Here is an 18919-nt window from a genome sequence, read left to right as displayed (position 1 = left end):
GGCTTCTATGCTGCCCCCATGGCCGATGCCCTGAACCATTTCCCCCTGCGCGACCGCGCCGTGCGCGCGGCGCGCGGCCTCGCCCCATTCGACGTGCTGCTGACCGGTGCCCGCGTCGCCGACATGGCAACGGGCGAGCTGCGCGCGGCCGATCTGGGGCTGGTGGGGCCGTTGATCGCCAGCGTGCATGCCGCGGGCCACCGCGCCGACGCCGCCATCCGCCACCACCTGCCCGGCCGCATCCTGGCACCGGGGCTGATCGACACGCACATGCATGTCGAGAGTTCCATGGTGACGCCGCGCCGCTACGCCGAGACGGTGCTGCCGCAAGGCACCACCACGGTGTGCTGGGACCCGCACGAGCTGGGCAACGTCGCCGGGCTGGACGGCGTGCGCTGGGCCATCGCGGCGTCACGCGGGCTGCCGCTGCGCACCCTGGTGCTGGCGCCGTCCTGCGTGCCCTCGGCGCCGGGGCTGGAACGCGCCGGCGCCAGCTTCGGGCCGGACGACATGGCCGAGATGCTGCGCTGGCCGGAGATCGCCGGCGTGGCCGAGGTGATGGACATGCGCGGCGTGCTGGAACGCTCCGCCCTGATGCGCGGCATCGTCGGCGCCGGCCTCGCCAGCGGCAAGCTGGTCTGCGGCCATGCGCGCGGCCTGTCGGGCGGCGAGCTGCAGGGCTTCGCCGCCGCCGGCATCGGCTCGGACCACGAGATCACCTCCGGCGCCGACCTGCTGGAAAAGCTGCGCGCCGGCCTCACGGTGGAGCTGCGCGGCAGCCATGACTACATCCTGCCCGAGGCGGTGGCGGCGCTGAACGCCCTGCCGCGCTACCCGCAGACGCTGACGCTCTGCACCGACGACGTGTTCCCGGACGAGCTCGTGGCGCGCGGCGGCATGATCGACCTCCTCCGCCGCCTGGTGCGGTACGGCATGCCGGCGTTGGAGGCGCTGCGCGCCGCGACGCTGAACGCGGCGATGCGGCTCGGGCGCGGCGATCTCGGCTTGCTGGCGCCGGGGCGGCGGGCGGACATCGCGGTGCTGTCGGACCTTGGCACGCTCGGCGTGGAGATGGTGTTCGCCGATGGCGTCCGCGTGGCCGCGGCGGGACGCATGGCGGTGGCGCTGCCCGAGGCCGACCCGCCCGGGCTGCGCGACAGCATGAAGCTGGCGCCGCTGTCCCCGGCGGATTTCCGCATCGCCGCGCGCGGCACCAGCGCGCGGCTGCGCACCGTCTCCCAGCCGCGCTTCACCCGCTGGGGCGAGATCAGCGCGCCGGTGCGCGGCGGCTTCGCGGAGCTGCCGCCGGAGGCGACGATGCTGGCGGTGACGCACCGGCACGGGCTGGCGGCGCCACGGCCGGTTCTCAGCGTGCTGGAAGGCTGGGGCGCCTGGCGCGGCGCGCTGGCCACCACCGTCGCACATGACAGCCACAATCTGTGCGTCTTCGGGCACGACCCGGCGGACATGGCGGCGGCGGCGAACGCGCTGATCGCCTGCGGCGGCGGCATGGCGGTGGCATCGGGCGGCAGGGTGCGGGCGGTGCTGGAACTGCCGGTGGCCGGGCTGGTGTCCGACGCGCCGGCCGCGGAGGTCGCCGCGCACTTCGCGGCGCTGCGCGACGCGGCAGACGCCATCGCCGACTGGCTGCCGCCCTATCGCGTGTTCAAGGCGGTGGTCGGCGCCAGCCTCGCCTGCAATGCCGGACCGCATGTGACGGATCGCGGCATCGCGGATGGCGCCACCGGCGAGATGATCCCGGCCGCGCTGCTGGGCTGACGCGGCCGGTGGAGCGGGACGGCTAGCCCACCCGCTGGTAGAGCACTTCGACGATCTGCTTCCAGCCGCCGTCGCGCTGCTTCATCCGCGACACCATGCGGCGCGCCGTCTCGCCTTCCTGGGTAATGATGTCCTGGTAGTCGGCCAGCCCGGCCTCCCCGCCGAAGGAAGGACCGGTGGTGTCGAGCGTCAGGACATTGCCGGCCAGTTCCCCGTCATAAACCCATTGATGCGTCATCATCGACGACACGAAATTGCCGACGAAGCGGCCCCGCGCCGGATCGAAGCCCAGCGTCATCACCGAGCGGTGCGCCTCGCCCTCCGGCGAGGTGCCCTCGCCTTCGCCGATGATCCAGGCCTCGCCCAGTCCGCGCACGGTTTCCCGCCCTTCGAAGCGGCCGGCGGGCTGGCCTTCCCCCATGTCGCAGCCGCCTTCGAAGCGCCATTCGCCCACCAGCCGCTGCAGCCAGCGATGCTCGTCACGAAGCTCGATGTTCATGGTGCAGATCCTCCTGCGTCAGCCGCGGCAGCAGGCGGCGGGTGGTGGTGCGGCGTATTCGTCGTGGCGGCGTACCCAGTTCATGGTGCCCCCGGCCTCGTCGCGGCCCTTGGGTGTCAGATCCATCATCAGAAAGGTGGTCAGCATGTCCTCGGTGCCGCGCGCATAGGCGGAATAGGTGTGGAACACCGATCCTTCCGCGTCCCGCGCGAACACGCTGACCCCGTGCAGCTCGTCATGCGCCCGGTCGCTCGGCGTGGCGTCGAAATTGTAGAACACGGCGCCGCTGTTGAGCTGCTCCGGCGTGAAGCTGACGTGGAAATCGCTGTTGAAGTCGCTGTTGTGCGACGACACCCAGGGAAAGCGCCAGCCCATGCGCTGCCGGTAGCGCTCGATCTCCGGCAGGGCGGCGCGGGACACCGCCACGAAGGACACGTCGTGGTTCTCCAGATGCGGCAGCATGCCGTCGAAATGGTCGGCGCCGAAGGAGCAGCCGGTGCAGCCCGCCTCCCAGCCCGGCGCCAGCATGAAGTGGTAGACGATCAACTGGCCGCGGCCGCGGAACAGGCCCCCGAGGTCGGTCGCGCCGCCCGGCGTGTCGAAGCGGTAGGGCTTGTCGATCCGCACCCAGGGCAGCGCACGACGCTCGGCCGCCACGGCATCGCGCAGGCGCGTATATTCCTTTTCGCGCGCCAGCAGGGCGCGGCGGGCCTCCAGCCAAGCCTCGCGCGGAACAATCTCACGCGGAACAAGGGTGTGGTGTTGCATTCTTGCCTCCTCGAACAGGCCTCCCGGGCCGGCCAGGGCGTTGGGTCGCCCTTGACAAGGAAGGTTGATATCAACACTTCATCCGGCGTGTCAAAGATTCCTGCAACGCCCTTCGCCACCACCCTGCTGGTGCGCGACACCTGCCTTTGCCTGCACACGCAGCGGGCGGCGCGCGCCCTGTCCCGCCGGTTCGACGAGGTGCTCCGCCCGCTCGGCCTGACCAGCGGCCAGTTCTCGCTGATGATGGCGCTGAACCGGCCCGAGCCGGCGCCGATGGCCCCGGTGGCGACGCTGCTGGCCATGGATCGCACCACGCTGACGGCGGCACTGAAGCCGCTGGAACGGCGCGGGCTGATCCGCGTCGCCTCCGACCCGCGCGACCGGCGCATGCGCCTGCTGTCCCTGAGCGAGGCAGGCCAGGCGCTGCTGGCGCGGGCCGTGCCGCTGTGGGAAGCCGCCCATGCCGGGGAGGAGGCGCGCCTGCCCGATGGCGCCGCATCGCTGCGGCGGGCGTTGAACGCGCTGACCTGAACCGCGGTGGCGCGGCCGGCCGGCGGCTGGGAATGCCGGCTGCGGCTTTTCACCCGCCCCCCGAAGCGCCATCTCCCTGTTCTGCCGCAAGGGAACCGCACGAACGATGGATGATGCTTGCAGGGTGAGGCTGACGGAACTGGCGCATGGCGGCGGCTGCGGCTGCAAGCTGGCGCCGTCCGTGCTGCAGACGCTGCTGGCCGGGCAGCCGGCCGCCGGGCCTTTTCCGCAGCTGCTGGTCGGCACCGAAACCGCGGATGATGCCGCGGTGTGGCAGGTGAATGACGACCTCACCGTGCTGGCCACCACGGATTTCTTTATGCCGATGGTGGATGACCCGCGGGATTTCGGACGCATCGCGGCCACCAATGCCTTGTCCGATATCTACGCGATGGGCGGCCGGCCGATCATGGCGCTGGCCATCCTCGGCATGCCGATCAGCAGGCTGCCGGCGGAGACGATCCGCGAGATCCTGGCCGGCGGCGCCTCGGTCTGCGCCGAGGCCGGCATCCCCGTGGCCGGCGGCCATTCCATCGATTCGCCGGAGCCGATCTACGGCCTGGCGGTGGTCGGGTTGGGCAGCCCGGCGCGGCTGCACCGCAATAGCGGGGCCAAGCCGGGCGACGCGCTGATCCTGACCAAGGGCCTCGGCGTCGGGCATTACTCGGCCGCGATCAAGCGCCAGGCCCTGCCGGGGGGTGCCTATGCCGAGATGCTGGCCTCCACCACCCTGCTGAACCGCATCGGCGGCGAATTGTCGGGCGAGGCCGCGGTGCACGCCATCACCGACGTCACCGGATTCGGCCTGCTGGGCCATGCGCTGGAACTGGCACGCGGATCGGGCGTGGCGCTGCGGCTCGACGCGGCGGCGGTGCCGTTGCTGGAGCACGCGGCGGCCCTGGCACGGGACGGCTTCGTCACCGGCGCCTCGCATCGCAACTGGGACAGCTACGGCGAGGGCATCACCCTGCCCACGGCCATGCCGGACTGGCAGCGCCACCTGTTGTGCGACCCGCAGACCTCCGGCGGGTTGCTGATCGCCTGTGAGGCGGCGGCCGCCAATGCACTGGTGGCGCGCATCCGCGGCGCCGGCTACCCGCTCGCCACCCGCATCGGCGATGCCGTGGCCGGCGCGGCCGGCGTGACGGTGACCGGCGCCCCAGAACTGCGTTAAAACTCCGGCTGCCTGGAGGAGATCCCGATGATCCCGCGCCTGATCCTGTTCGCCTCGCTCGCCCTGCTGGCCACGCCGGCACTGGCGCAGAACCGCGCCGCGCCACCGCCGGCCACGCCGGGATGCCAGGACGGCAACCAGGCCGGGCCCGCCACCGCGCCGTCCCGCAACAGCGGCGACGGCACCGCGCCCGGCAATGCCGGCTCCACCGGCTGGAGCGGCGGCACCGGCGGCTCCCACATCGGCACCAATCCCAGCGGCGCCGTCAGCACGTCCCGCACCTGGCAGCCACCAACGGCGCGCGGCCTTGATCCGATCGCCCATCCCAGGCGTCCCGCGGCATCCTGCTGACCGGCGGCGGGCCGGCGCCCCCGCCGCGGCTCAATGGGCCGGCTGCTCGTCGAGCCGCAGCCGCAGCCCGTCCGCGTTGAAGAACTCGCCGTCCCGGATCAGCGAGCGGTCCTCGTGCAGCTTGCGCGTCAGGGCACCGAGCCGGGCGCGCGCTTCCTCATCCCGTACCAGGCCCTCGCGCCCGGCGCGAAAGAACACCGCCGCCGACCATTCCACGCCCGCGCCGATGAACAGCCGCGTCATGTCGGGCCAGCGCGTCTCGTCGCCCACCACATGCAGCCAGGCGGAGCGCAGCGGCTCCACCGTGGTGTCGGTGACGCGGAGCAGCACGAACAGCACGGTGAAATCGCCGATCTCGGAATAGGTCTGCACCAGCCATTCATCGAAATCGGTGCGGATCGGGGCGGTCATGGGGCGTCATCCGGCGCGGCGGAAGGTGGCGGAAGAGAATGGGAGTCGAACCCACCCGAAGCAGTCTCGCTGCCCCACCCGGATTTGAAGTCCGGACGCCCCACCGGGAGCGACTCTCTTCCATCCTGCGCGACGGGGCCGAACAGGTCAGCCCGGTGCGGATTGATGCGCCGCAGATCGCCGCGGCGCAAGGTCAGGCCGTGGCGGTCGAAGAAATCCAGGATCTGGATGGCGACCTTGCGGCCATTGTCCATGCGGTCGCGGAAGGCGGCGGCGGTGAACCAGCCATTCTCCGCCCGCGCCGCGACGTCGCGCGCCAGGGCCGCCATCTCTGCCGTGGTGGCGCGGAGAAAGAAATGGTCATGCGCCACCTGGTCGATCCGGCCGAGCCGCGCGCAGCTCTGCAGCACCCGCCGCATCTCGGCCTCCGGCACGGCGAACAGGGTGGCGACGTCGCGCACGCGCGGCGGGCGGAAGCGGGCCTCGCCGCCCAGCAGCGCGGCCGCGCGCTCGAACAGCGCCTCGTCTTCGGGCCCGAGCCGCACTTCGTGGCCCGGCAGCCGCACAAAGGCGCCTTCCAGTACGATGCCGCCCGCCGCCGCCTCGCGCTCCAACGCGGCGCGAAAGGCGGCGGCGGGCAGGCGCGGTAGCACCAGCAGGCGCAGCCGCTCGCGGCCGATGCCCTGGATGTCCGGGTTGTCCGCGTGGAAGCGCCCGGTTTCAGCCAGCAGGGTCCGGCGGAAGGCGTCCCAGTGCCGCGGCAGCAGCGCGTGCCGCAGCCCGCCGGCCTCGATCACCACGGCGCCCAGCCGGTCCGCCAGGGCGCTGCCTTCGGCCTCGGTCAGGGCCTGGTCGCGGGCGAAGCCGGTCAGCTCCGCCTGAAAGGGCGGCAGGTCCAGCAGCCGCGCCAGAACACACGCCGGATCCCGCTCCAGCCGGGCCTCGAGCTGCGCCAGCCGTTCCGGGGTGCGGCGCTTCCGCGGCGGCGCTCGCAGGTCGAGGAACCGGCCGCCGCCGATGGTCCGCTGCGCCGACACGTCGCGCAGGATGAAGCGGTCGCCGGCGGCGGCGGCGATCGGGCGGTCCAGTACCAGCTGCACCGGCCCTGCTTCGCCGGGCACCAGCGGATCGCCGAGCGGCACGATGCGGGCACCGACCTCGGCGCTGGCATGGTGCAGCCGGGCGGGGAACCAAGTGCCGATCGGCTTCGGCTCGCCCGCCAGCACGCGCAGCTCGGCGTCGATGCGGTCGGTGGGGGCGTGCAGCGCCGGCGCCAGCACCACGTCGCCGCGCCCCACCGCGTCCCTGGAGATGTTTTCCCCCGCCAGGTTCAGCGCGCAGCGTTGGCCGGCGGCGCCGCGCTGCGCCGGGCGGTTCTGCGCGTGGATCGAGCGGATGCGCGCCGGGATGCCGCGCGGGCTGACCACCACGGCCTCCCCCACCGCCACGGCGCCGGACAGCACCGTGCCGGTGACCACCGTGCCGGCGCCGGGCAGGGTGAAGGAGCGGTCCACCGACAGGCGGAAGGCGCCGGCCTCGCTTGGCACGGCGGTGTCCGCCTCGGCCCGCAGCAGGATGGCCTTCAGGGCGGCGATGCCCTCGCCGCTGCGGGTGGAAACTGGCAGAACCGGCACATCAGCCAGCGCCGTGCCGACCAGCAGGGCGCGGATCTCGCCGGTGACGGCGGCGATGCGCGCGGCATCGGCCAGATCGGCCTTGCTCAGCGCCACCACGCCGCGCCGGATGCCGAGCAGGTCCAGGATCGCCAGGTGTTCGCGCGTCTGCGGCATCACCCCGTCATCGGCGGCCACCACCAGCAGGGCGAAGTCGATGCCGCCGACGCCGGCCAGCATGGTGTGGACGAAGCGCTCATGCCCGGGAACGTCGACGAAGCCGGTGACGCGGTTGTCCTCGGCCAGGTAGGCGAAGCCGAGGTCGATGGTGATGCCCCGCGCCTTCTCCTCCTTCAGCCGGTCGGTGTCGGTGCCGGTCAGCGCCCGCACCAGCGCCGTCTTGCCGTGGTCGATATGGCCGGCGGTGCCGATGATCATGGAGCGGGTTCCCGCAGGGGTGCGGCGGCGCGGGCTTCCGCCTCGGCGATGCCGGCGGGATCCAGCGCGGCGCGCGCCGGATCGAGGAACGGCCGCGCCAGGGCGCTGCCGCCGGCGCGGGCGCGCAGCAGCCAGGCCAGCGCCGCCACCGGATCGCGGGCGATGCCGGCGCCCATGTGCAGGGCGGCACCCAGCATCGCCTGGCCATCGGCATCGCCGCGCTCGGCGCCGCGCCGCCACCAGCGCGCGGCTTCCACCACATCGCGCTCCACGCCCAGGGCGTGGTGGAACAGCATGCCCATCCGCGTCATGGCCGAGGCGATGCCGGCCCGGGCCGCCAGCGCCGCCCAGTGCCGCGCCGCCGCCGGATCGGGCGGCAGCATCTCGCCTTCCAGCAGCAGCCAGCTCAGCATGTCCTGCGCCGGGGCATCGCCCTGTTCGGCCGCCGCACGGTAGAGCGCGATGGCGCGCTGCTCGTCGGGATCGACGGTCTCCTCGCCGCGCAGCAGCAGGTCGGCCAGCAGGCGCTGCCCGGCGGGGTCGCCGGACGCCGCCGCCGGCTCCAGCCAGCGCAGCGCCAGCTTCGGGTCGCGCGCCACGCCGACGCCGTCGAGGAAGCAGGCGGCGATGTTGCATTGCGCGCGCGGGTGGCCGGCGCGGGCGAGCGGTTCCCACAGGTTCAGCGCCGCGGCCGGATCGCCCGCGGCGAAGGCGGCCATGGCCTGCCGCATCGGGTCGGGCGGCGGCGCGGCGGGGCGCCGGAAGCGGTCAAACAGGCCCATGCGGGGCGGCCAGGGCAGCGAGGTTGTCGAGAAAGGCGGCCTCATCAGTCAGGCAGCGCAGGTCGAGCAGCAGGGCGCCCTCCCGCAGACGGCCGATCACCGGGCGCGGCAATTCGCGCAGCGCGGCCACGAAGGCTTCCAGGTCACGGCCGCGCGGCGCGGTGAAGCGCAGCGCGAAGCTCGGCAGCGTGTCGAGCGGCAGGGCGCCGGAGCCGATCTGGCTGCGGCAGGGCACCGCCTCCACGGCGATGTCGGCCGGCAGCACCTGCTCCACCGCTTCGAGCAGGCGGCGCGCCTGCGCCTCGATCTCCGGCGCGCGGCGCGCCAGCAGGCCGAGCGCCGGCAGCCGGTCCGCCAGCCGGTCCGGGTCTCGGTACAGCTTCAGGGTGGCTTCCAGCGCGGCCAGGCGGATCTTGTCGACGCGCAGCGCGCGCTTCATCGGGTTTCGGTTGATCGCCCCGATCAACTCCGCACGGCCGACGATGAAGCCGGCCTGCGGCCCGCCCAGCAGCTTGTCGCCGGAAAAGGTGACGAGGTCGGCGCCGTCCTCCACCGCCTCCCGCACCGTGGGTTCGCGCTGCAGGCCGTGGCGCGACAGGTCGATCAGCGTGCCGGAGCCGAGGTCGTTCAGCAGTGGCACGCCGGCGTCCCGCGCGACGGCGGCCAGCTCGGCGCCGCCGACCTCGGCAGTGAAGCCCTCGATCCGGTAGTTCGAGGTATGCACCTTCATCAGCAGCGCGGTGTCGGGTCCGAGGGCGGCGCGGTAGTCGCGCGCATGGGTGCGATTGGTGGTGCCGACCTCCACCAGCCTCACCCCGGCGCGGGCCATGATGTCGGGCATGCGGAAGGCGCCGCCGATCTCGATCAGCTCACCGCGCGACACCACCGCCTGCCGCCCCTCGCCCAGCGTGTTGAGGGCGATCAGCACGGCGGCGGCATTGTTGTTGACCACCGTTGCGTCCTCGGCGCCGGTCAGTTCCCGCAGCAACGCGCGCAGGTGGTCGTCCCGTTCGCCGCGCCTGCCGCTGGCCAGGTCGAATTCCAGCGCCACGGCGTCGCGCATGGCGGCCATCGCCGCCTCGATCGCGGCATCCGCCAGCACGGCCCTGCCCAGATTGGTGTGCAGCACCGTGCCGGTGAGGTTGAACAGCGGGCGCAGACCGGAGCGGTCCCGCGCCTCCAGCGCGGCCGCGGCGCGGGCGGCGACGCCCCCCGCATCGGGCACGACCGGGGTGGCGCCGCCGGCGCGGATCTCGGCCAGCACGGCGCGGATGGCCGCGGTGGCCTCGGCCCGGCCGAAGCGTTGCAGCATGGAGGCGGCGCCGGGTGCCGCCAGCACCCGGTCCACCGACGGCAGGGCGCGCAGCGCGGCCTTGTCCGCCATCGCTCAGTACCCGATCAGAAAGGGATCAAAGCCGGCACGGCGGTATTCGGTGTTCTGCATCAGCAGATCGAGGCCGAGGCTGGCCACGTCATCCGCCACCGCCTCCAGCGCCGGGTTCCTGTCGGCATACAGGATCTTCACCCAGGAACGGCAGGAATCGCAGCATTCCGCCTTCACCGTGGCATTCTCCGTTCCGGCGGATTTGTAGCCGACGCCCTTGGTGGAGCCGCAGGCGAGGCACTTGATCCGCACCTCGTTCCAGCGCGTGCCGCAAAAGGCGCAGGCGGCGTAGCGGGCGCCTTCCGCCCCCTGCACGCCGACCACCACCGAGGAGGCGGGCGGGCCGCCGCAGACCGGGCACAGGCCGGTCTCCAGCGGCACCAGCTTGTCCGCCTCCAGCGTCGCGGCCAGCCTCGCCGCATGAACCTGCGTGGCGGCGGACAGGAACAGGTGCTGGGCCAGCATCTCGAACGGAATGGCGTCGCCCATGACGTTGCCGATCATCTCGCCGAGCGCGGTGCGCGGCGCCTGGTGCAGTTCGGCGAGCGCCGCCGCGGCCGGCGCCGGCATCTCCACCGATGCGGCGGCCTCCAGAAACCGGACCAGGGTGGCGCGGAAATCCTCCGAGGCCCCCAGCGCGCCGCGGTCCAGCGGCGGCATGGCGTTGGCGCGGGCGCGCTCCACCTGTTCGGGCGGCACGGCATCGGGTGCCGGCAGGCAGGCGACCAGATCGGCCTGCACCGCGCTCAGCGCGCCGAGGAACCGCAGATAGGGGGCGAGGTCATGCCCTTCCGCCAGCACCGCAAAGCGTTCCGCCCGCTGCCGGAACAGCGCGGTCGGGTCTGGCAGCACCGCGAAGACGGGCTTCACCAGGCGCCCGATCATGGAAGGATCGGGCTGGAGGCCGGAGGAACTGGACATGCAAACCTCGTCGGGCCGGACCGGCCACTGGCGCCCGGACCGACGCGGCGGCCTGGGCGGAAAGGATCGAAATTATTCCGCGGGGCCGGTTTTGCGCTGCCCGGCCAGTTCGCGCAGCCATTTGCGGTGGTGGCGCCAGGCCCAGCCGCCGGTCACCGTTCCCCGCGTCATCGCCTGCAGCGTACCGCGCGTCCAGATGGCCGCGTAGACGTGCAGGATGAAGATGCAGATGATCAGCACCGCGGCGACCGAATGCGCCAGCACCGCGACGCGGCGCGCCGGAATGGAGAAGTATTCGGCGAAATACTGTTCCCAGATCACCACGCCGGATGCGATCAGCACCAGGATCAGCGCGGTCATGCCCCAGAAGATGAATTTCTGGCCGGCATTGTACTTGCCGAGCTCCGGCAGGTTCTCCTCGTGGCCGCTGAGCAGGTCGCGGATCTTGGACAACCAGACGATGTCCACGCGCTCCGGCAGGTTGGCCCGCCAGAGCTGAAAGAAGAACACGAAGAAGGACAGGAACAGCACCACGCCGATCCACGGATGAACGGCGCGGGTGTTCTGCCCGCTGCCGAACAGTCCAGTCAGAAAATAAAGCGACGGCGTGAACAGCGCGAGGCCCGAGATCCCCAGCAGGATCAGGCTGAGCGCCGTGATCCAGTGGTTGGCGCGGGCCGCCGGGCCGTAGCGGTCCACCGTCACCGGCTTGCCCGGATGGATGGCATCTCCCGGCTGGATCTTCTCCACCATCAGCGCCCCTCCGAGGTGGTGGCGTGGTTCGGCGGCGGCACCGGCTTGCCCTCCACCAGCTTCTCGGCGTTCTCCTCATCCTCGGCCGCGACGCGGTTCGGCCGGGCAAAGACGCCGTGGATCACGCTGCCCACCGCCATCATGCTCATGGCGGCGATGCCGACATATTTGGTGACGCCCTTCCAGCCCTGGACCAGCGGCGAGATCTTCGGGTCGTCCGGCAGGTTGGCGTAGATGTGCGGCTTGTCGTTGTGGTGCAGCACGTACATCACATGCGTGCCGCCGACGCCGGGCGGGTCATACAGCCCGGCATTGGCATAGCCGCGCGACTTCAGATCGGTGATGCGCCCCTCGGCGTGCTTGATCATGTCGGCCTTGGTGCCGAACACGATCGCCCCGGTCGGGCAGGCCTTGGCGCAGGCCGGCCCCTGCCCCACCGCCACGCGGTCGGAACAGAGGGTGCATTTGTAGGAGCGGTGATCGGCCTTGGAGATGCGCGGGATGTTGAAGGGGCAGCCCTTCACGCAATAGCCGCAGCCGATGCAGTTCTCGTGGATGAAATCCACGATGCCGTTGGAATACTGCACGATGGCGCCGGGCGCCGGGCAGGCCTTCAGGCAGCCCGGATCGGCGCAATGCATGCAGCCATCCTTGCGGATCAGCCATTCCAGGCTGTCCGTTTCCGGGTTCACCCATTCCGTGAAGCGCATCAGGGTGAACATGTTCTCGGTCAGGTCATGCGGGTTCTCATAGGCACCCACATTCTCCCCCACCGCCGGATGCGTGTCGTTCCACTCGACACAGGCCGATTGGCACGCCTTGCAGCCGATGCATTTGGACACATCGATCAGCTTGGCGACCTCGGTCAGCTTGCGCGTCGGCGGCGGCAGCTCCGCCGTCGCCGAGCGCCGGATCAGGTCGCCCGGCCCGAGATTGCTGGCCATGGGCTGGGTCGGCGGGTTGCTGACCGCCGTGCGAGGGCTGTCCATCATGCCACCGCTCCTCCGGGCGCCGTGCTCGGCTCGATATTGACCAGGAACGCCTTGTAGCCCGGCGTCTCGATGTTCGCCTCGCCGACGAAAGGTGTCAGCGAATTGGGACCGAAGCCCTTCTTGGCGGCGCCCACGAAGCCCCAGTGCAGCGGAATGCCGATGACGTGCACGGTTTTGCCATCGCACATCATGGGGCGGATACGCTTGGTTACCATCGCCTTGGCCTTCACCGAGCCCCGCTTCGACCAGACGCGCACCCAGGAGCCGGGCTGGATGCCCTTCTCCGCCGCCAGCTCTTCCGACAGCTCGACGAAGAACTCGGGCTGCAGCGAGGCATTCACCCGGTTGTGCTTGGTCCAGTAGTGAAAGTGCTCGGTCAAACGGTACGAGGTGGCGGCGTAGGGGAACTCGTCCGAGGTGCCGAATTGCGACACGTCGCTCTCGAAGATGCGGGCCACGGGGTTGCCGCGCATCTTACGATTGAAGACGTTCTGCACCGGGCTCTCGAACGGCTCCATATGCGCCGGGAACGGCCCGTCCCGCATCATCCCCCGGGAGAACAGGCGGGAGACGCCTTCCTGGTTCATGATGAACGGCATCACGTCCTGCGGCTTCGCATTGGGCGCGATATCCGGCACGTCATACCCGGTCCACTTGGTGCCGTCCCATTCCATCAGCTTGCGGGACGGGTCCCACGGCTTGCCGTTCAGGTCGGCCGAGGCACGGTTGTACAGGGTGCGCCGGTTCAGCGGCCAGGCAAAGGTCCAGCCGAGATAGGCGCCGGTGTTGTCCGGGTCATGATTGTCCCGGCGCGCCATGTTGTTGCCGGCCTCGTTGAAGTTGCCGGAATAGATCCAGCAGCCGCACATGGTGGAGCCGTCGTCGCGCAGCTGGGTGAAGTTCAGCACCTGCTTGCCCGCCGGCACCAGCACCCTGGACGGGTCATTGGGATCGGTGAGGTCGCGCAGAGCGCGGCCATTGATCTCCTTGGCCAGTTCCTCGGGCTCGGGGTCGTTCGGGTCGTGATAATCCCAGCTGAGGTTCAGCAGCGGATCGGGGAACGCGCCGCCTTCCCGGCGGTACATCTCCCGCATGCGCAGGAAGATCTGCGACATGATCCAGATGTCCGACCTGGCCTCGCCCGGCGGGGTGGCCGCCGGCCAGAACCATTGCAGCCACCGCCCGGAATTGGTCAGCGAGCCCTCATCCTCCGCGAAGCAGCGGGTGGGAAGCTGGATCACCTCCGTCTGGATCGAGGCCGTGTCGACATCGTTGAACTCGCCGTGGTTCTCCCAGAACCGCGCCGTTTCCGTCTCCAGCGGGTCCATGGTGATCAGGAACTTCAGCTTGGACAGGCCGGCCACCACCTTGCCCCGGTTGGGGAAGGCCAGCACCGGGTTGAAGCCCTGGCAGATGTAGCCGTTGACGCGGCCATGATTCATCAGCTCGAACATGCGCAGCACGTCGTAGGCCGGCACGTCGAGCTTCGGCAGGTAGTGGTAGCCCCAGCCATTCTCGGCGGTCGCCGCATCGCCCCACATGGCCTTCTGGAAGCTCACCATGAACTTCCGGTAGTTCTGCCAGTAGGAGGTCTGTCCCGGCCGCAATGGCCTGAACTGCCGCGACTTCATGTAGGTCTCGAAATCCGGCTCCTTCTCCGTCGGCATGTTCAGATAGCCGGTGAGCAGGTGCGACATCAGGCCCAGATCGGTCAGGCCCTGGATGTTGGAATGCCCGCGCAGCGCGTTCATGCCGCCGCCGCGCACGCCGATATTGCCCAGGATCAGCTGCAGCATGGCCATGGCGCGGATGTTCTGCGCGCCGTGCGAGTGCTGGGTCCAGCCGAGGGCGTACATCGACGTCATCGTTTTGGTCGGCGAGGAACACTCCGAGATCACTTCGGCGACCTTCAGGAACTTCGCCTTCGGGGTGCCGCAGATGCGCTCCACCATCTCCGGCGTGTAGGCCGAGACGTGGTCCTTCAGCAGGTTCCAGACGCAGCGCGGGTGCGTGAGCGTCGGGTCGGTCCGGGCGAAGCCGTCCTCGTCCATGACGTAGTCCCAGCTCGACCGGTCATAGTCGCGCTTCTCCTCGTCATAGCCGGTGAACAGGCCGTCGCTGTACCCGAAGCCGTCCTGGATGATGTAGGAGGCGTTGGTGAAGGCCTTGGTATAGTCCCACTGCACCTTGTTGTTCTGGATGCAGTAGTTGATCACGCCCAGCAGGAAGGCGATGTCCGTGCCCTGCCGGATCGGCGCGTAGAAATCCGACACGGAGGCCGTGCGGGTGTAGCGCGGGTCCACGACGATCAGCTTGGCGCCGCGGTGGGCTTTCGCCTCCGTGACCCATTTGAAGCCGCAGGGATGCGCTTCCGCCGCGTTGCCGCCCATGACGACGACGAGGTCGGTGTTCTTGATGTCGGTCCAGGCGTTCGTCATCGCGCCACGGCCAAATGTCGGGCCCAAACTGGACACCGTGGGGCCGTGTCAGACGCGAGCCTGGTTGTCGAATCCGACGATGCCGAGCGCCTTGGCGACCTTGAAGGTGGTCCAGGCGGTCTCGTTGGTGGTGGCGGAGGCCGCCAGCATGCCGGTGGTGGTCCAGCGGTTCACCGCCAGCCCTTCCGCATTCGTCGCCAGGAAATTGGCGTCGCGGTCGTGCTTCATCAGCCGCGCGATGCGATCCAGCGCGGCGTCCCAGGACACGTCCTCGAACCGGTCCGAGCCGGGCTTGCGGATGCGCGGCTGCGTCAGGCGCGTCGGCGCCTGCACGAAATCCTTCAGCGCCGCGCCCTTCGGGCACAGCGTGCCGAGGTTGGTCGGGTGATCGACGTCGCCCTCGATGTGGACGACCTCGGCACGCTCGCCCTTCCTCACATCACCCTTGGAATAGATGATGATGCCGCAGGCGACCGAGCAGTAAGGGCAGGTGTTGCGCGTCTCGGTGGTGTTGGCCAGCTTCAGGGGGCGCACATGCGCGGCCACCGCCGCTTCCGCCGCCCCGAAGCCCATCGCCCCGAGAGATGTTGCCGCCACACCCGCACCGGTGGCTTTCAAGAAGCCACGCCGCGAGAGCTCCACGTTCATGAACGCACCCCCGAAAAACACGATGTCCCAACTCGGGAATTGGGCTTCGCGCGCCGCGGCTGTCAAGCAAAACCGGTGCCTTGGGCCGAACCTGCCGGCCGCAGCTCTTCCGGTGCGATTTCAGGAGGTTGTGACGCGCCTGGAATGGCTGTGCACGTCGAAGCCGTCGTTGCGGGCACGCGCCACCAGCGTCATGCCGCATTGCTCGGCGCTGCGCACTGCCAGAGCGGTGGGCGCGGACACCGCGATCAGCACCGGCGCACCCATGATGGCCGCCTTCTGCACCATCTCCACCGAGACGCGGCTGGTCAGCACCACGGCGCCGTCCGCCGCCCGGACGCCTTGTCGCAGCAGCGCGCCCGCCAGCTTGTCCAGCGCGTTGTGCCGGCCGACATCCTCCCGCACTGCCACCAGCCCGGCCGCGGGGCTCCAGAAGCCGGCGGCATGCACGGCCCGGGTCGCCTGGTGCAGCGCCTGCCCGGCCGACAGCGCCTCCAGCGCCGCCAGCACCGCGGAGGCGCCGATGCCGCCCTCCCGGGGCACCGGCGGCAAGGGCCGCAGCACCGCTTCCAGGCTTTCCAGCCCGCACAAGCCGCAGCCGACCGGCCCCGCCATGTGACGGCGGCGGCGCAGCAACGCGTCCAGGCGGTCTTCCGCCAGTTCCATGCGCAACTCGATGCCGGCCGGGCGTGGCACCACCTCCAGCCCGGCCAACTGCTCACGGCGCTCGATGATCCCCTCGGTCAGGCTGAAGCCGCAGGCGAAATCTTCCAAGTCGCGCGGGGTCGCCATCATCACGGCATGGCTGGCGCGGTCATAGGTGAAGGCTACCGCCACTTCTTCCGGCAACAGGGAGGCGGCCGGCCCGCTCTCGGCGCCGGCGCGCCAGCGGCGCACCTCGGCCACCGCCTGCGCTTGCGGGAGGCCGACCGGCCGCTCCGCGGCCTCGGCATCTGGTTCAACGGGATCGGGTTCGGGCATCATGCAGGCCTTCGCAGTAGCGCGCGGCCCCAGACATGGCCAGCTGGCGGCGGAATGCCGAGCCGCGGTCCGGGATCACCGCGCGCCACGCCGCAGGATAGGATTGACGTTTTCGTGATCACCGAACCGGCAGCCATGGCGGTCGCAAGATCATGGCGCGCTTCGCCGGGCCGATTGGCTGTTTCGCCGCATCGGCCTGGCGCCGCTGGCGCCCGCTGCCGATTTCGGAACGACCGACGGCAGGGTGGCCGCACCGTCCGGCTCGGCCCCACCGGACGCATCCTCCCCGGGTGGGTCCGCCCCGGCGCGGAAGGTGCGGCCGCGGCGGCCTTCCTGGCCAGGCAACCTCGGATCGCCTGCTCGCCATCCGCGTCAGCCGGCCGGAGGGCGAGATCCTGTTGCACGCCGGCGGCGCCATGCACCAGACCGCGGCCACCGCGACGGCATGGCGGAGGTCGCCTGTCGGGCAGCGGCGTCAGATCACCACGCCGCCATCCACGTGCAGGCACTGGCCGGTGATGTAGCCAGCCGCCGGCGAGGCCAGAAAGGCGATCGCCGCCGCCACATCGGCCGGCTGCCCCAGCCGGCGCAGCGGAATGCGGGCGCGCACCGCATCCCAAGCGCCGGCATCCAGAGCCGCATGCGCCCCGGCATCCTTCTGGGTGTAGCCCGGCGCCACCGCGTTCACCGTCACCCGCGGCGCCCATTCCAGTGCCAAGGCCTTCACCAGCGCCTCCACCCCCGCCTTGGCCGCGGCGGATGCGGGAAACACCGCGCTGTCGGTGCGGAAGTTATGCGCCACGAAGGAGGACACCGCGACCAGCCGCGGCGCCTCGCCTTCCGCCAGGATCGGGCCGGCGGCGCGGGCCAGCCGGAACAGCGCGCCCAGGACGGTGTCCTGGCTGCGGGCAAAGGCGGCGTCGGTCAGCTCCGCCACCGGGGTACGGTCGGCAAAGCCGGCATTGGACACCAGCACGTCCAGCCCGCCCAGCGCGCCGGCCGCCTCCCGCACCAGCCGCTCCGGCGCCTCGGGGCAGGACAGGTCGGCCAGCAGCACCTCGGCCTCGGCGCCCGCCGCGCGTGCGGCGGCGGCGCTGCGTTCGGCCCCCTCGCGGTTGGCCCGCGCATGCACCGCCAGGGCGATGCCAGGCGCCGCCAGGGCGCGCACCGTGGCGGCGCCGATGCCGCTCGATGCGCCCGTCACCAGGATCCGCCGATGCGCCATGCTCCGTTTCCTTTCTTGTCGCCGCCAGGATAGGCCGGCGCCCTTGCCTGCCCAAGCCCACGCCCGCATCCTGCGGGCAAGCGGCAGCAGAAACCGATCGGAGGATTCCCAGGATGCGGCTCGTGCTCGAACCCGAGGCCCTTTATCCCGACACCGCGCTGGAGGCCGAGATCCTCGGCCCCACCGTGCGGCTGCTGCGCGGCGGCGGCGAAGCGGGGGTCGAGTCCCTGCCCGACGAGCATTGCGCCGAGGCCGAGGGGCTGTTCGTGTTCCGCAACTGGCTGCCCGGCAGCCAGTTGCACCGCTTCCCGAAGCTCAAGGTGGTGGTGCGCATGGGCGTCGGCTACGACCGGCTCGACCGCCCCGCCCTGGCCGAGCGCGGCATCACCGTCTGCAACATCCCCGATTACGGCACCGCCGAAGTGGCCGACCATGCCATTGCCCTGGTGATGGCGCTGCGGCGCGGATTGCTGCTGCACCATGACCTGCAGCGCGGCGAGCCGTCCCAGGGCCTGGACCCGGCGGAATGGCGCTACCTCGACAGCCCGCTGGTGCAGCGGCCGGAAGCGCACACCTTCGGCATCCTGGGCCTCGGGCGGATCGGCACGGCCGCGGCGCTGCGCGCCAAGGCCTTCGGCTACCGCGTCATCTTCCACGATCCGTATCTGCCGAACGGGGTCGACCGCGCCCTCGGCATCACCCGCATCCGCTCCCTGCCGGAATTCATGGCGCAGACCAACACATTGTCGATCCACGCGCCGCTGACCCGCACCACGGCGAAGCTGGTGGATGAGGTGGCGTTGCGCCAGCTGCCGCGCGGCGCGGTGGTGGTGAACACGGCGCGCGGTCCGATCCTCGACCTGGATGGGCTGGAGCGCTGCCTGCGCGATGACCATCTGGCCGGGGCCGGCCTCGATGTGCTGCCGGTGGAGCCGCCGGCGGAGCCGCCGCATCCCCTGCTTGCCGCCTACCGGGCGCGCGAACCCTGGCTGACCGGCCGGCTGATCGTGACACCGCACAGCGCCTTCCACACCCCGCATGCCTGGCAGGATATCCGGGTGAAGAGCGCCGAAACCATGCGCGACGTGCTGCTGGACGGCTTGTCCAGCAACGTCATTCCGCCCGATGCCGATTGATCAGCATGCCGGAAGAAACTTAACACGTTATCAACAAAATGCCCCTGCCGAGGTCAGGTTGTGTCCACCCCGCAATACAACCTATGAGAAGTGTC

General features: G+C 70.9%; 16 protein-coding genes, 1 tRNA gene and 1 pseudogene. 5 read left to right on the top strand and 13 right to left on the bottom strand.

What is annotated here, in order from left to right:
* Positions 1-18: 18 nt before the first annotated feature.
* Positions 19-1779, top strand: a complete 1761-nt coding sequence (locus D2K64_RS05005; RefSeq protein ID WP_120007106.1) for an adenine deaminase — start codon at positions 19-21, stop codon at positions 1777-1779.
* Between the two features lie 22 nt (positions 1780-1801).
* On the opposite strand, the gene D2K64_RS05000 is transcribed toward D2K64_RS05005, so the two are convergent.
* Positions 1802-2278 (bottom strand): DUF1579 domain-containing protein, encoded by a 477-nt coding sequence (locus D2K64_RS05000; protein WP_120007105.1) that lies wholly within the window; start codon positions 2276-2278, stop codon positions 1802-1804.
* A gap of 18 nt (positions 2279-2296) precedes the next feature.
* Positions 2297-3046 (bottom strand): DUF899 domain-containing protein, encoded by a 750-nt coding sequence (locus tag D2K64_RS25020; RefSeq protein ID WP_120007104.1) that lies wholly within the window; start codon positions 3044-3046, stop codon positions 2297-2299.
* 87 nt (positions 3047-3133) lie between these two features.
* Here D2K64_RS25020 and D2K64_RS25015 point away from each other — a divergent pair, with 87 nt between their 5' ends.
* The 3 genes from D2K64_RS25015 (at position 3134) to D2K64_RS04980 (ending at position 5102) form a co-directional block, all read left to right on the top strand.
* A complete protein-coding gene (locus D2K64_RS25015; RefSeq protein WP_202910482.1) occupies positions 3134-3577 on the top strand; it encodes a MarR family winged helix-turn-helix transcriptional regulator in 444 nt (147 codons plus the stop codon).
* A gap of 124 nt (positions 3578-3701) precedes the next feature.
* Positions 3702-4751, top strand: coding sequence for a selenide, water dikinase SelD (gene selD, locus D2K64_RS04985; RefSeq protein WP_238384020.1), 1050 nt, complete (start codon positions 3702-3704; stop codon positions 4749-4751).
* A 27-nt stretch (positions 4752-4778) separates the two neighbouring features.
* Positions 4779-5102 carry a hypothetical protein gene (locus tag D2K64_RS04980; protein WP_202910481.1) on the top strand — a complete coding sequence of 108 codons (324 nt, stop codon included), beginning with the start codon at positions 4779-4781 and terminating at the stop codon, positions 5100-5102.
* A gap of 30 nt (positions 5103-5132) precedes the next feature.
* Here the strand turns inward: D2K64_RS04980 and D2K64_RS04975 are convergent, their stop codons facing one another.
* The 11 genes and pseudogenes from D2K64_RS04975 to D2K64_RS04920 all read right to left on the bottom strand — a co-directional run bounded on the left by D2K64_RS04975 (position 5133) and on the right by D2K64_RS04920 (position 17688).
* Entirely contained in the window at positions 5133-5513 is a 381-nt protein-coding gene (locus D2K64_RS04975) for a hypothetical protein (protein WP_120007101.1), read from the bottom strand.
* 26 nt (positions 5514-5539) lie between these two features.
* A tRNA-Sec gene (locus tag D2K64_RS04970) sits at positions 5540-5635 on the bottom strand.
* Between the two features lie 105 nt (positions 5636-5740).
* Positions 5741-7564, bottom strand: a pseudogene (selB, locus tag D2K64_RS04965) (selenocysteine-specific translation elongation factor); the annotation flags it as partial.
* Positions 7561-8346 carry a tetratricopeptide repeat protein gene (locus D2K64_RS04960; protein ID WP_120007313.1) on the bottom strand — a complete coding sequence of 262 codons (786 nt, stop codon included), beginning with the start codon at positions 8344-8346 and terminating at the stop codon, positions 7561-7563. The pseudogene selB and the gene D2K64_RS04960, both read right to left, overlap by 4 nt.
* Positions 8333-9730 carry an L-seryl-tRNA(Sec) selenium transferase gene (selA, locus tag D2K64_RS04955; protein WP_120007100.1) on the bottom strand — a complete coding sequence of 466 codons (1398 nt, stop codon included), beginning with the start codon at positions 9728-9730 and terminating at the stop codon, positions 8333-8335. Before selA ends, D2K64_RS04960 begins: the two co-directional genes overlap by 14 nt.
* Before the next feature lie 3 nt (positions 9731-9733).
* Positions 9734-10651 (bottom strand): formate dehydrogenase accessory protein FdhE, encoded by a 918-nt coding sequence (gene fdhE / locus D2K64_RS04950; RefSeq protein WP_120007099.1) that lies wholly within the window; start codon positions 10649-10651, stop codon positions 9734-9736.
* 72 nt (positions 10652-10723) lie between these two features.
* Positions 10724-11404: a formate dehydrogenase subunit gamma gene (locus D2K64_RS04945; RefSeq protein ID WP_120007098.1), complete on the bottom strand. Its 681-nt coding sequence runs from the start codon at positions 11402-11404 to the stop codon at positions 10724-10726.
* Positions 11404-12396: a formate dehydrogenase subunit beta gene (gene fdxH / locus D2K64_RS04940; protein WP_120007097.1), complete on the bottom strand. Its 993-nt coding sequence runs from the start codon at positions 12394-12396 to the stop codon at positions 11404-11406. Before fdxH ends, D2K64_RS04945 begins: the two co-directional genes overlap by 1 nt.
* A complete protein-coding gene (gene fdnG / locus D2K64_RS04935; protein WP_157985726.1) occupies positions 12393-15482 on the bottom strand; it encodes a formate dehydrogenase-N subunit alpha in 3090 nt (1029 codons plus the stop codon). The genes fdxH and fdnG overlap by 4 nt, the downstream gene beginning before the upstream one ends.
* Positions 15483-15602: 120 nt before the next feature.
* Positions 15603-16466 carry a formate dehydrogenase accessory sulfurtransferase FdhD gene (gene fdhD, locus D2K64_RS04925; protein WP_238384018.1) on the bottom strand — a complete coding sequence of 288 codons (864 nt, stop codon included), beginning with the start codon at positions 16464-16466 and terminating at the stop codon, positions 15603-15605.
* A gap of 472 nt (positions 16467-16938) precedes the next feature.
* Positions 16939-17688 (bottom strand): SDR family NAD(P)-dependent oxidoreductase, encoded by a 750-nt coding sequence (locus tag D2K64_RS04920; RefSeq protein WP_120007095.1) that lies wholly within the window; start codon positions 17686-17688, stop codon positions 16939-16941.
* 113 nt (positions 17689-17801) lie between these two features.
* Between D2K64_RS04920 and D2K64_RS04915 the strand changes: the two genes are divergently transcribed.
* Positions 17802-18824, top strand: coding sequence for a C-terminal binding protein (locus D2K64_RS04915; protein ID WP_120007094.1), 1023 nt, complete (start codon positions 17802-17804; stop codon positions 18822-18824).
* Positions 18825-18919: the final 95 nt, after the last annotated feature.

The sequence above is a fragment of the Teichococcus vastitatis genome (assembly GCF_003604215.1).
Taxonomy (GTDB): domain Bacteria; phylum Pseudomonadota; class Alphaproteobacteria; order Acetobacterales; family Acetobacteraceae; genus Pseudoroseomonas; species Pseudoroseomonas vastitatis.
The sequence above is the reverse complement of the archived record's forward strand: the minus strand, read 5'-3'. Positions and strand labels throughout refer to the sequence as shown.